Below are 13618 nucleotides of genomic sequence, written 5' to 3' on the forward strand. Positions count from 1 at the left end.
CGCGGCAAGACTTGCCTGACCATTTCATCCCCGCTTCGAGACCGGCGCCCAAGGACTCTCTTTTCCCATCCATCTACATCATGGTTCCATCCAGAGGCGGGCAATCTCCGCAGCCAGGTCTCTGGATTTTGGCCTGCCGTCGTCCCAATCGCCCTTCTCAGGCTTTCAAACGTTGAATTCTCGGTGAGAGATGCATCATAATGCCGCAATAAGCGGGTCAGCCTTTTAAGCGAAATGGAATCCGCCAAAGCGGGATGCAAGAAGATGGCCGGATTGACTCCAATAATCGAAGAGTAATACTGCTTCACGCACGACGACAAGGCGGCTTCACCTTCTTGGAAGTGACGCCACGCAGTTTCAGTCTCGCCCAACTCAAGGTAACACCGGGCCGTACTGACGTTGGTCTTCAGACACAGTTCTCAACCAGGCAATAACTTCTTTATTGTCCACCCTGCGGATTACCCCGCCAATGCGCTTGTATTCTTCTGTGTTCAGCCTTGCATTGCCATTCTCGGAGAACCGAAGCATCCGAGGCATCCAAGAGTGAGTAGGCTATATCGTACAGTCCTACTTCCCAAGACTTCAATCTTGACCTAATCCTGCATCGCTTGAGAGCTTTCTGCTCAAGTTGGCGCGCACGCTCACGACTGATTCCAAACTTCTCGCCTAGACTTTGCAATGTCTGTGGCTGTTCACCATCTAAGCCAAAGCGATGTTTGATGATTTCGTACAGTCGTTCGCCATCCGAGTCCGCGACTATGCGCTCTTTGAGAAGGGCAATGTACGATTCTACGATTTGTTGAGCGTGCTGTCGGCGAAGAATCTCAATTTGCTGAGGACTGAAGCCCAGGTCTTGCAGAAGGGTACTTAGGCGTGTATCCCTGCCGTATACAGCTGTCAATAGCTTGTTGAGACCTTCGACTTGTGTCCTCAGACTCATTGTTCTGACTATATTTTTTTCTACTCGAAACAGCGGAATATCTACCGCCCAACCATCGATTAAACGGATTCCGGATTTAGCTCCTTTAGACGGATTCCGTAAATGTTTATATTCCACATTGCCTTTGCGGAATTTTTCCGTATAATACACAGGCTCAAAGCTGCACTGTAAGAATCTCTTCACACTATAAGGCAGAGCTGGGGCTCGGTCAATACAGAATTTTTCGGAGCCTTCTCTGAAAGGATTTCGTCCATGTCGTCTGGGAAACTGCTAGACCGCGTGCGCGAGGTCGTCCGCCGGAAGCACTATTCCCTCCGGACCGAAGAGGCCTATGTGCACTGGGTCCAACGCTTTATCCTCTATCACCATAAGCGCCATCCCGGCGAAATGGGCGCCGCAGAGGTGGAGGCCTTCCTGACGCATCTGGCAGTGGACGAGAGCGTTTCCGCCTCCACGCAGAATCAGGCTTTCAGCGCCATCCTTTTTCTGTATCGGGATGTGTTGAATCAACCGCTCGGACCGATTCAGGCGGCCCGCGGCCGCCGCGATAAACGCATTCCTTCTGTCCTCACCCGCGAGGAGGTGAGGCAAGTGTTAATCCACATGACCGGCGTTCATCAGTTGATCGCCAAGCTCCTTTACGGCAGCGGGCTGCGTCTCCTAGAGGCGCTGCGCCTGCGCGTGAAGGACATCGACTTCGAGCGCCGCGCCATCGTTGTGCGCGACGCCAAAGGCAACGAAGATCGCGTCACAATGCTGCCCGAGTCTCTGAGCGAGCCTTTGCGGGCCCATCTGCAGTGGGTGAAATGTCTGCATGAGCAGGACCTGGCGCGCGGCCACGGAGCCGTCTATTTGCCCGATGCACTGGATCGCAAGTATCCTAACGCCGCCCGCGAGTGGATCTGGCAATACGTCTTCCCCTCCGACCGTCTTTCGGTGGACCCAAGAACAGGCGTCGTGCGCCGTCACCACATCGACGAAAGCGGCGTGCAAAAGGCGGTTCGCCAGGCGGCGCGGGCCGCCGGCCTCCCCAAACGCGTCAGCCCGCACACTTTCCGTCATTCCTTCGCCACCCATCTGCTCGAAAATGGCTACGACATTCGCATCGTTCAGGAGCTGCTGGGTCACAAAAACGTCAAGACCACGATGATCTATACGCATGTTCTTCAACGCAACGGGCTGGCGGTGCGAAGTCCGCTGGATTGAAGGCCTTGGCTCCGCAGACCGTTTGCGCAAAATTCGAGGATCCTCAAAGTGAGCCACGGGAGTTGACCGCATGACGAGCACCTCAACCCTCCTCTCCGACTACACGCCCACCGACCGCCTCGACGAGGCGTGGACGCTGCCGGCGCGCTGGTACACCGATCCTGCGTTGCTGGCGCTGGAAAAGGAGCGCATCTTTTACCGCACCTGGCAGTGGGTCGGCTCCACTGCGTTGGTGCAGCGACCGGGGGATTTTTTCACCTACGACCTCTACGGCGAGCCGCTCGTGATCACGCGCGGCCAGGATGGCGCCCTGCGCGGCTTTCACAACGTCTGTTTGCATCGCGCCGGGCCGGTGGCGGTGGGCAAGGGCAACCGCAAGTCGCTGCAATGCCGCTATCACGGCTGGACATATGCGCTCGATGGACGACTGCTCAATGCGCCGGAGTTCGAGGGCGTGCGCAACTGGTCGCCTGAGGACTATTGCTTGAAGGCGGTGCGCGTGACCGAGTGGGGGCCGTTCGTCTTCGTCAACCTCGACGACGAAGCGCCTTCCCTCCTGGAGTTTTTGGGCGACATTCCGACGGAAGTGGCGCGCGCCGGCTTCGACATCGCCTCGATGCAGCCGGTCGAGCGCCGCGACTACTACGTCGACTGCAACTGGAAGGTGTACGTCGACAACTACCTGGAAGGCTACCACATCCCGATTGCGCATCCAGGCCTCTATCGTGAAATCGACTACGAGCAATACCGCGTCGAAACCTTCCGCTACTATTCATCGCAACATGCGCCGATCCGTCCGGTGCCGCCTTCTGGACAGATCCCCGGCCGCGACCGCCGCTATCTGCGCAGCGACGGCGAGCAACAGGCGCTTTACTACTGGGTCTTCCCCAACCTGATGCTCAACTTCTATCCGGACAACATGCAGATCAACATCATCGTTCCGCTGGACGTGGAGCGCACCCTCACCATCTTCGAGTGGTGGTTCAAGCACCCCGGCAGCGGCGAAGGCTGGGAATCGATGCAGCAGTCGATCGCCTTCAGCGATGAAATTCAGCGCGAGGACATGGAGATCTGCAACGCGGTGCAACGCAACCTGCACTCGCGCGCCTACAACCAGGGGCGCTTCTCGGTGAAACGGGAGAATGGCGTCCATCATTTTCAGCGGCTGGTGGCGGAGTATCTGCTTCAAGCAGGATAAAAAGCATCGCCGCTCCTCGTGTGCGTCCGGTCGAAGGCCGAACCTGCGTCAAGCAGCGCCTCCGGCGGGGCGCAGCGGCTCACGCAGGTCACGCCTCCGGCGTGACAGCGACTCCAACTCTATTGCAGTTCTGTTTAGAAAGGATTAAAGAGAAAGTATGCCATTTTCAGGATTCAGCACAGGGCTGGGTGGGTTGTCCCGGCTGTCGGATGCGGTCACCCGTTCGATCAGCGCCGAAAACCCGGACGGGCGCAAGGGCGGCGGCGGTCGCGCCATGGAGGGAACCGGCGCCGTCGCCGCGCGGGAGCTGGGACAGGGCTGGAAGATTTCCCCCTGCATCAACATCTCCGGCAACGCCACGGTGACGCTCGCCGCCATCGACGGACCAGGCGTGATTCAGCACATCTGGCTGACGGTGCATCCTTCGGCCTGGCGACGCCTGCTCTTCCGCTTCTACTGGGACGACGAACCGACGCCCTCGGTGGAGACGCCTCTGGGCGACTTTTTCGCCAACGGCTGGTGCGAACGCTGCAACATCACCTCGCTGGCGGTGGCGGTCAACCCGGCCGGCGGCTTCAACAGCTACTGGGAAATGCCCTTTCGCAAGCGGGCGCGCATCACGGTCGAAAACCTCTCTCCCGACCCGGTCAACGGCTTCTATTACCAGATCACCTACGCCCTGACCGAAGTGCCGGAGGAGTGCGCCTACTTTCACGCTCAGTGGCGGCGCAGCAACCCGCTGCCCTACGCCACCGTGCACACCCTGCTCGACGGCGTGCAGGGACGCGGCCACTACGTCGGCACCTACATCGCCTGGGGCGTCCACAACAACGGCTGGTGGGGCGAAGGGGAGATCAAGTTCTATCTGGACGGCGATGAGGAGTGGCCGACCATCTGCGGCACAGGCACCGAGGATTACTTCGGCGGCGCCTGGAACTTTGAGTTCCCGCCCGGGCAGTACGGCGTCTTCAGCGGGCCATACAGCGGCCTGCCCCAGGTGATCAAGCCCGACGGCCTCTACCGCAGCCAGCAGCGCTTCGGCATGTATCGCTGGCACATCCTGGACCCCATTCGCTTTCAGCAGGACCTGCGCGTGACGATCCAGGCCTTGGGCTGGCGCTCTCCGCTCGAGGGCAAGCCGCGCTATCTGCCCCTGCAGGATGACATCGCCTCGACCGCCTTCTGGTACCAGACGGAGCCGCACGCTTCCTTCCCGCCGGCGCCGACGTTGAATGAATGTGAAGTGATTTAGGGACAATTTTCGGAAAGGAAGCCAATCATGACGTCGACTCCTTCACAACCCTCTGCGCGCAGCGCGCTGGGCCGCGTCGGTCTGCCCGCGCCGGTGCGCGAGCTGGCCCAACAGCGCTGGGACGCCATCGTAGTAGGAGGTGGTCACAACGGCCTCGCCTGCGCCGCCTATCTGGCGCGCGCCGGCAAGCGCGTGCTTGTGTTGGAGGCGCGCGACCGGCTCGGCGGCGCGTGCACGCTCGAAGAGACCTGGCCGGGGTACCGCGTCTCGCCGTGCGCCTATTTGTGCGGCCTGCTGCATCCGATCGTCATCGACGAGCTGCGCATGGTCGATTACGGCTTTCACTGGACGCCGGCCACCGCCGGCATGTTCGTTCCTTTCGACGACGGCGAAAGCATCCAGCTTTGGGATGACGACGAGCGCTGCGAGGAGGAAATTCGCCGCCTCTCCCCGCGCGATGTGGCGGGCTGGCGCGCCATGACCGACGTCATGCGCCGCGCGCGCAACGCCCTGCGCCCGCCCACGGAAGACGACATCTGGCTCTGCCGACGTCCGTCCCGAGAGATGATCGAGGACCGTCTGAAGAACGACCCGGAGGCGCGCAACCTGGTGCTGCACTGGTCGATGGTGGAGTACGTCGAGGAGTATCTTCACGATGAACGGCTGCAAACCGCCTATCTCGGCCAAGGGGTGATCGGCACCAACGCCAGCCCGCACGATCCCGGCACCGCCTCCATCAACTTCCATCACTCGTCGGGGCGGCTGTTCGGCACGGTGGGCACGTGGGGCTACGTGCGCGGAGGTATGGGCATGGTCTCGTTCATCCTGGCCGACATCGCGCGCGACCTCGGCGCCACGATTGCAGCGGGAACGCCGGTGGCGCGCATCTTGCCCGGCGAGGGTGTGGAGCTTGTCGGCGGCGAACGCATCCACGCGCCGGTGGTCATCTCCAACGCCGACCCGCGCACCACCCTGCGCCTGCTGGGCGACGCTGCGGACAGCCGCTGGCGGGCGCAGGTCGAGGCGATCCCGCAGGAAGGCTGCACGGTGAAGGTGACGTTGGCGCTGCGCGAGCTGCCCATCTTCACGGCGCGGCCGGACTCGCAGGAGCTGCATCGAGGGCAAATTAACACGCCCTTGACAAAACAAGAGTGGAAAGAGTATCATCCCCTCGCCAAGGCTGGTCACTTGCCGCCGCGTTTGTGGACCGAACTCTACATCCAGACAACGTACGATCCCAGCATTGCACCCGCAGGCCGCCATCTGATGAGCGTTTTTGCGCAATATGTGCCGCACACCTTTGCAGACGGGGACTGGGAAAGTCGTCGGGAGGAGGTCGGCAAGCTGGCCGTCGCTTCGATCGCGCGCTATGTCAGCAATTTTCCCGACGCCATCGAACACATGGAGGTGCTGGGCCCGCCGCACATCGAAGAAAAAGTGGGGCTGGTCGGCGGCCACATCTTCCAGGGCGAAATTCTGCCAGACTACATGTGGGACAAACGGCTGGCCTATCGCACGCCGATGGACGGCCTCTTCCTCTGCGGCGTGGCGACGCATCCCGGCGGCAGCGTGATCGGCATCAACGGCCGCAACGCGGCGCTGGAAGTGTTGGAGTCCGGATTGATTTAAGAACAAGCAAGGAGGAACCTGATGAAGTCACGCACGATGCACCTTTCCCTGTGGATGCTCATCCTGCTGGCGCTAAGCGCGTGCCAGATGCCGGTCGCTGCACCGACGGCGGCGACGCCTGTCAGCGAAGAAGCGCCCGCCGCCGATTTGCTCTCCATTGTGCAACAGCGCGGCAAGCTGATCGTCTCCACCGACCCTGCCTATCCGCCGCAGTCGGAGCTGGTTGCAGGCGTTGCACCGCCGGCCGACACCAAATGCACCGGCGACGAGCGGCCCGCCAATCAGTTCAGCGGCTTCGACATCGACGTGGCGGTCGCCATCGCCGAGAAGCTGGGCGTGGAAGCCTGCTTCGTTACGCCGGACTGGACCTTGATCACCGCCGGCGGTTGGGCCGGTCGCTGGGACTTGAGCATTGGCTCCATGACGATCACACCGGAGCGTATGCGCAACCTGTACTTCACGCAGCCCTATTACACGACGCCGGCGGCCTTTTTCGTGCATCAGGACAACACGACCTTCACGCAGCCCTCCGACCTCTCCGGCAAGCGCATCGGCGTCTGCACGGGCTGCACCTACGAGTCCTATCTGGACGGCACGCTGAGCATCCCCGGCGAGACCATTGAATTTGTAGTGAGCGACGCCCAGATCGTCGGCTATGACACCGACGTGCCTGCGCTGGAAGACCTGGCGCTGGGCGACGGCGTGCGCCTCGACGCCGTGTTGACCGCGCAGCCGACCGGTTTAACCTACATCGAAAACGGCGGCCCGCTCAAGCAGCTTGGCGATCCCGTCTATTTTGAGTACCTAGCAGGCGCCATCGACAAATCCGCTCCTCACGACACGACCGCCTTCCGCGAGGCTGTCACCAAAGCCATCCAGGAACTGCATGCCGAAGGCGTGCTGCTGGCGCTGTCGGAGCAGTACTACGGGGTGGACTTGACCACGGCGGCGGCGGAGTTTGACCTGGACCGCCTGGAGCAGTAGCAGGAACGGTGCGGGGGAGGAGACTGGCCGGCGGCGTTGCGCAGCACTGAGCTGACCGTCAGTCTCCTCTTCTGCTGGAAGAAAGGAAGACGTCATGACAGCACGGGCGGGCGAAGAACCTGCTTCCCGTAGACACTATGATCTGACGCGCAAGCAGGATCAGGAGGCCTTCGCCGCACATCTTCTGGCGCAGGAGCGACGCCGACGCAGGCTGCAACGCATCCGCGTCTTTGCGGTGTGGATCGCGCTCTTCGCCATCCTTTGGTTTGTCTTTTCCTTCCTCAACATCGACTTTGGCTATACGGTCAACAACGCCGAATTTGTCCTGTTGGGCATCGGCGTCACCCTTGGCGTGTCACTGGTTTCCATAACCATTGCGTCGATCATCGCCCTCTTCGGCGCACTGGGGCGCCTTTCCACCAATTCGTTTTTTCACGGCCTCTCCACCTTTTACGTCTCCATCTTTCGCGGCACGCCTCTGCTGGTGCAGATCTTCATCATCTACCTGGGCCTGCCGCAGATCGGACAGCAGATCGCCGCGCGTGGGTATCCCTGGTTGGGTGCGCTCTTCATCTTGACTGCGATTCAGTCCGGCGTGCTGGCGCTCAGCCTCAACTACGGCGCCTACATGACCGAAATCTTCCGCGCCGGCATCCAGTCGGTCAGCCAGGGACAGTGGCAGGCTGCCGCAGCGCTAGGGATGAGCCGCTGGCAGACGCTGCGCTTGATCGTCCTGCCGCAGGCGATCAAGATCATCATTCCGGCGGTCGGCAACCAGTTCATCGCTATGCAAAAGGACTCGTCGCTGGTGTCGGTGATGGGCGTGTGGGAGATCACCTACCGCGCCAACCGCTTTGCGCGGCGAGACAGCAAGTACATGGAGATGTTTTTGCTGGCGGCCGCCATCTATTGGGTGCTCACGATCGTCTCGGAGTGGCTCCTGGCGCGGCTGGAAGGGCGCATGGCGCGGTCTGATCGGAGATAATGGCATTCGCGCCTGGAAAAATAGGAAGGCCGGTGCCGAAGAGCGCCTTTCCCGTGGACAGCCGATGCAAAAGATTACACGGAAAACTCTGGAAAGAGCGCAGATAAGGCTGTATAGCTGATTACCGTCAAGCAGCCTTATGTGCAGAAGCCACCACTTCGGTCGTTAATCTCGTCGCAATTATCGTCGGACGCCGCGATCGTACACGGTGAAGCTAATCGTCCAACATCTCGCTGCAGCCGACTGCTTTCTTGGCGGCTTCGCCGCCTCGGTCACAGCAGCCGAGCTTGGTGTTGTTAGAGTGTCACAATGGAAATAGCTAACCTCCTGCTATCTGTTGTTGCAGTTGTAATTGCCGCTCTCTCTTTGTGGCACAGCTGGTCGCTTCAGAAAAAGCAGAACGAACTGGCTGCGAAACAACTCGAATTGGCTAATGCGCAATTGTCCAGTCAGACGAAAGCGGATATCATCTGTCAACTGCAGAAAGTTGGAAACACGAAGCGCGTAGTGGTTACAAATGCAGGTCAGGCAGTTGCTAAAGATATAACGCTAGAGATCGAAATTCCTGAGGGGAGATCAAGCCCGCTTTGTGATAATTTCGACAAGGTCTTTCCTGTCAAGAGCCTGCCACCAGGACACAGTGTATCCATACCTGCTGCATGAACCCTTGATACGGGAACGTCATTTAATTGCAAATGCAGCTGGAAAAACGAAGATGAAACAATTGGTGAGAAGTTTGTGCCGCTTACCCTCTAACTACCGATGAGTTGCGTCTGTCAAATCCCGGCGCCTTAAGAATCGTTGTGTGGCTCGTTCTTTCTTCCGACCAGCCAGGCTAACATGCGGATGAAGCTGCCCCCTGCTGCGCTTGGGCTGGCGCGACTCTCGCCGGAGTGGGCCACTAAAATGAGAATAGGCAAGAAGCTTTCTCGCTCAGGATCGAGGAGAGTCGATGAATGCCAGAAGTCAAAGTCATCTTTGACAACGAGAGTCAGTACAAACGCATTGCAGCTTACATCCTCCCTGGCGAAACGCTATATGCAGTCTATGACTGCAAAGGTGGAGGCACGGGATTTGTAGGGATCACAGACCGACGCATTATCTTCTATGACCAAGGTATACTTTTCAAGAAGAAGGCGATGGTTTCCATTCCGTACAACCAAGTCATTGGCGTTGCAGCGGCTGACGAGGGAATCATCTTTCAGAGCAGCCAGATCACTCTTATTACGGGGGCAGGTAGTTTTTCCTTCGAGTTCCGGGGAGTAGACAAAGCGCAGTGGGCCTATCGTTTCATCCTGAATCAGATGCTCAACCAGAGCAGGTCTTAAGCGCGGGGGCAGCGCCTTGCTCACAAGTGCTGGCCTGCCTAAACCAGCGCATGAACCGATACGCTCCTCTCGTCCGCATGCAGCTGATGTTCAATATTCTCGCTATTGGGCGTTGTCTATCCCCCCATTTTCGTCGGCCAAGCCCCAACGATTGAAACCATTTCAGTATCCTCGCTGTTGGATCGTTGCCTAGACCGTCCTGCCGCCGGTTCCGGCGCTCTGCGTCGAGGGTTTCAGTATCCTCGCTGTTGGATCGTTGCCTAGACCCGCTGCGCTGCACAAGCAGCGTATCGCGCAGCGCTTGTTTCAGTATCCTCGCTGTTGGATCGTTGCCTAGACCGCAAAAAGTGCAAGACGGCTACGAAATCGTGACCGTTTCAGTATCCTCGCTGTTGGATCGTTGCCTAGACCGTGCTGTCGTTGGAGTTGTGCAAAGCGTGCTGAATGTTTCAGTATCCTCGCTGTTGGATCGTTGCCTAGACCAAGAGGAGTGTCTGTAAAAAATATGTAAAGCACCGCAGTTTCAGTATCCTCGCTGTTGGATCGTTGCCTAGACCGGGAAGAGACGACGGACCTACCATCAACACGTGGCCGTTTCAGTATCCTCGCTGTTGGATCGTTGCCTAGACCGATGTCGGAATAGATCTGACGTACAACTGGACCACCGTTTCAGTATCCTCGCTGTTGGATCGTTGCCTAGACCTGGATCTAGCCGAACCCGTGCCATGTCACAGTCTACGTTTCAGTATCCTCGCTGTTGGATCGTTGCCTAGACCTTGGTGAGCGGGTTGGTCTCCGGTTGATTCCCGCCGTTTCAGTATCCTCGCTGTTGGATCGTTGCCTAGACCTCCGACCGGCCGGCATCAGAACACGATGGAAATTCGTTTCAGTATCCTCGCTGTTGGATCGTTGCCTAGACCAAGCCCGGCCTGGCTTCGCTACGCTCCGCTCGGCCGTTTCAGTATCCTCGCTGTTGGATCGTTGCCTAGACCTACTTCTCGACTTCGGCTGGGATGACGTCGTGCGGTTTCAGTATCCTCGCTGTTGGATCGTTGCCTAGACCGGCCAGGGCAGCGGCACGCAAACGCTCAGCCAGAACGTTTCAGTATCCTCGCTGTTGGATCGTTGCCTAGACCTCTTGCTCGACTTCGGGTGGGACGACGTTGCTCGAGTTTCAGTATCCTCGCTGTTGGATCGTTGCCTAGACCGAGTCGACCACGTCCGCTCCGCTCCGGGTTTTTTTGTTTCAGTATCCTCGCTGTTGGATCGTTGCCTAGACCGGCTTGGCCACGCCACAACACCATTGCGCCTGATGCGGTTTCAGTATCCTCGCTGTTGGATCGTTGCCTAGACCCTGTGTCGTAGGCCGAACGTTTGTTCGATGGCGTGTTTCAGTATCCTCGCTGTTGGATCGTTGCCTAGACCATATGGCGCCGCATCGTCGCTGCCGGCGACCACGAGTTTCAGTATCCTCGCTGTTGGATCGTTGCCTAGACCTGGGACGATGTCGCCAGGGGTTTTTTCCGACCGTCGTTTCAGTATCCTCGCTGTTGGATCGTTGCCTAGACCCCGTACGAAATTCAACTCAACGTCGGTACCACGTCGTTTCAGTATCCTCGCTGTTGGATCGTTGCCTAGACCTTATTCGTATCTACGACAAAGCAAAAGAGGAGAAAAGTTTCAGTATCCTCGCTGTTGGATCGTTGCCTAGACCGGGGTGGCTGGTTGGTCGTTTTGTAGTGTCCCCGCTGTTTCAGTATCCTCGCTGTTGGATCGTTGCCTAGACCCAGCAGCTCTTCGTGGTCGTCTGTGGCTGTTCGAAGTTTCAGTATCCTCGCTGTTGGATCGTTGCCTAGACCTAGGCAAGCGTTTGCCCGGCGCACAATTTTTTAAGTTTCAGTATCCTCGCTGTTGGATCGTTGCCTAGACCCACCCGAAGGATACAGAAATCGCAATCCATATCAAGTTTCAGTATCCTCGCTGTTGGATCGTTGCCTAGACCTGGTACAGTGCGGGAGCGCCAACGCCGCACCGTTCGTTTCAGTATCCTCGCTGTTGGATCGTTGCCTAGACCCGTATGCCGGCGGCCGTGCAGGAGGCATACAATGCGTTTCAGTATCCTCGCTGTTGGATCGTTGCCTAGACCGGAACGATACATGCATTCGTTCTCGGTCGCAACACGGTTTCAGTATCCTCGCTGTTGGATCGTTGCCTAGACCGCTTGTGCCGCAGTGTGAACGTTTGTTCTGCGGCGTGGTTTCAGTATCCTCGCTGTTGGATCGTTGCCTAGACCCGCTACAAACACAACGTCCACTGCCGATATCGCATAACGTTTCAGTATCCTCGCTGTTGGATCGTTGCCTAGACCGAACGTTGTTGGCGTGTCAGCGACGGCTGGTTTCAGTTTCAGTATCCTCGCTGTTGGATCGTTGCCTAGACCCATAGGCAAACGCCTCCCCGGCGCACAGCTTTTTAAGTTTCAGTATCCTCGCTGTTGGATCGTTGCCTAGACCATATTTCGCCACGAGAGGTGTTGGCGGACCAGCGAGTTTCAGTATCCTCGCTGTTGGATCGTTGCCTAGACCTGGGACGATGTCGCTCGTGGTTTTTTTCGACCGTCGTTTCAGTATCCTCGCTGTTGGATCGTTGCCTAGACCTCGACTTCGCCGTGCGCACGTCCAAGTGTATCTCGTTTCAGTATCCTCGCTGTTGGATCGTTGCCTAGACCAGTCGATACGGCCCTCCTGGCCGCCGCCGAGGCCGGTTTCAGTATCCTCGCTGTTGGATCGTTGCCTAGACCCCACTGCTGGACAGCCTTCCACAGCCCTGGCCCGTAGTTTCAGTATCCTCGCTGTTGGATCGTTGCCTAGACCCTGTGGTTGTTCGAGCGGCCAGACGGCGTCTGCGTCGTTTCAGTATCCTCGCTGTTGGATCGTTGCCTAGACCAGGCAGGTTGGTTGTACGTTCGATATCGTTGTTGAGTTTCAGTATCCTCGCTGTTGGATCGTTGCCTAGACCCGAACGTTGTTGGCGTGTCAATGACGGTTGGTTCCAGTTTCAGTATCCTCGCTGTTGGATCGTTGCCTAGACCACAAAACTCGCCGGCATGCCTTCGGGCGCTTCACGGTTTCAGTATCCTCGCTGTTGGATCGTTGCCTAGACCGCCAACTTGCATTTGTGTCCCCGTGTTACCTTCCGTTTCAGTATCCTCGCTGTTGGATCGTTGCCTAGACCCCGTACGCAATTCAACTCAACGTTGGTACTGGTTCGTTTCAGTATCCTCGCTGTTGGATCGTTGCCTAGACCCAATCAACATGACCGGAGTGGCAACGTCCAGTCTGGTTTCAGTATCCTCGCTGTTGGATCGTTGCCTAGACCCTATATCAGTTACCGTACGGACCGTCGCTCTGGCGTTTCAGTATCCTCGCTGTTGGATCGTTGCCTAGACCCGACGCTGGCATGCGCTGCCAGAGGCCGACCACATGTTTCAGTATCCTCGCTGTTGGATCGTTGCCTAGACCAGAGTTTACGACAAAGCCAAGGAGCAACAACAGGAGTTTCAGTATCCTCGCTGTTGGATCGTTGCCTAGACCCTTTTTGGAGACAGCGCACGGCGTAAGGCTGTCAAGGTTTCAGTATCCTCGCTGTTGGATCGTTGCCTAGACCCACGCATCCGGTGCGATGGTGCTGTGGCGTGGTCAGTTTCAGTATCCTCGCTGTTGGATCGTTGCCTAGACCCAGCCGTCGAAGATGTACCGCCGAGTACCCATAGGTTTCAGTATCCTCGCTGTTGGATCGTTGCCTAGACCGCATACAATGCCGGCGCTCGAGGCACGTCGATGTCGTTTCAGTATCCTCGCTGTTGGATCGTTGCCTAGACCCTCAGGCGGTCGTAAACTTGTCAGGATTTACGACAGTTTCAGTATCCTCGCTGTTGGATCGTTGCCTAGACCCAGTGCGGATTCACGATAGTGAATCCGCACTGCATGTTTCAGTATCCTCGCTGTTGGATCGTTGCCTAGACCGCAGTTCAACCGCCAGGCGACGTCCCGGCCGACAGTTTCAGTATCCTCGCTGTTGGATCGTTGCCTAGACC

Annotated in this window: 9 protein-coding genes and 1 CRISPR repeat array; of the genes, 8 read left to right on the forward strand and 1 reads right to left on the reverse strand. The window is 58.1% G+C overall.

Annotated elements, in window-relative coordinates; genetic code table 11:
• Positions 1–439: 439 nt before the first annotated feature.
• Positions 440–940, reverse strand: a complete 501-nt coding sequence (locus tag Q0367_RS21015; RefSeq protein WP_363325819.1) for a sigma factor-like helix-turn-helix DNA-binding protein — start codon at positions 938–940, stop codon at positions 440–442.
• Positions 941–1192: 252 nt separating this feature from the next.
• Here Q0367_RS21015 and Q0367_RS00865 point away from each other — a divergent pair, with 252 nt between their 5' ends.
• The 8 genes from Q0367_RS00865 (at position 1193) to Q0367_RS00900 (ending at position 9522) form a co-directional block, all read left to right on the forward strand.
• Positions 1193–2146 (forward strand): integron integrase, encoded by a 954-nt coding sequence (locus Q0367_RS00865; protein WP_298980648.1) that lies wholly within the window; start codon positions 1193–1195, stop codon positions 2144–2146.
• A gap of 70 nt (positions 2147–2216) precedes the next feature.
• Entirely contained in the window at positions 2217–3344 is a 1128-nt protein-coding gene (locus tag Q0367_RS00870; RefSeq protein WP_298980649.1) for an aromatic ring-hydroxylating dioxygenase subunit alpha, read from the forward strand.
• 157 nt (positions 3345–3501) lie between these two features.
• Positions 3502–4596 carry a glycoside hydrolase family 172 protein gene (locus Q0367_RS00875; RefSeq protein WP_298980650.1) on the forward strand — a complete coding sequence of 365 codons (1095 nt, stop codon included), beginning with the start codon at positions 3502–3504 and terminating at the stop codon, positions 4594–4596.
• 27 nt (positions 4597–4623) lie between these two features.
• Positions 4624–6225: an NAD(P)/FAD-dependent oxidoreductase gene (locus Q0367_RS00880; RefSeq protein WP_298980651.1), complete on the forward strand. Its 1602-nt coding sequence runs from the start codon at positions 4624–4626 to the stop codon at positions 6223–6225.
• A 21-nt stretch (positions 6226–6246) separates the two neighbouring features.
• Positions 6247–7209 (forward strand): transporter substrate-binding domain-containing protein, encoded by a 963-nt coding sequence (locus tag Q0367_RS00885; RefSeq protein ID WP_298980652.1) that lies wholly within the window; start codon positions 6247–6249, stop codon positions 7207–7209.
• 94 nt (positions 7210–7303) lie between these two features.
• Positions 7304–8194 (forward strand): amino acid ABC transporter permease, encoded by an 891-nt coding sequence (locus Q0367_RS00890; protein ID WP_298980653.1) that lies wholly within the window; start codon positions 7304–7306, stop codon positions 8192–8194.
• 309 nt (positions 8195–8503) lie between these two features.
• Entirely contained in the window at positions 8504–8857 is a 354-nt protein-coding gene (locus tag Q0367_RS00895; protein WP_298980655.1) for a hypothetical protein, read from the forward strand.
• A gap of 293 nt (positions 8858–9150) precedes the next feature.
• Positions 9151–9522 carry a PH domain-containing protein gene (locus Q0367_RS00900; protein ID WP_298980656.1) on the forward strand — a complete coding sequence of 124 codons (372 nt, stop codon included), beginning with the start codon at positions 9151–9153 and terminating at the stop codon, positions 9520–9522.
• 159 nt (positions 9523–9681) lie between these two features.
• A CRISPR array of direct repeats spans positions 9682–13617; the repeat unit is 36 nt; unit sequence GTTTCAGTATCCTCGCTGTTGGATCGTTGCCTAGAC.
• Position 13618 lies beyond the last annotated feature (1 nt).

This window comes from uncultured Caldilinea sp. (assembly GCF_937128415.1).
Classification (GTDB): domain Bacteria; phylum Chloroflexota; class Anaerolineae; order Caldilineales; family Caldilineaceae; genus Caldilinea.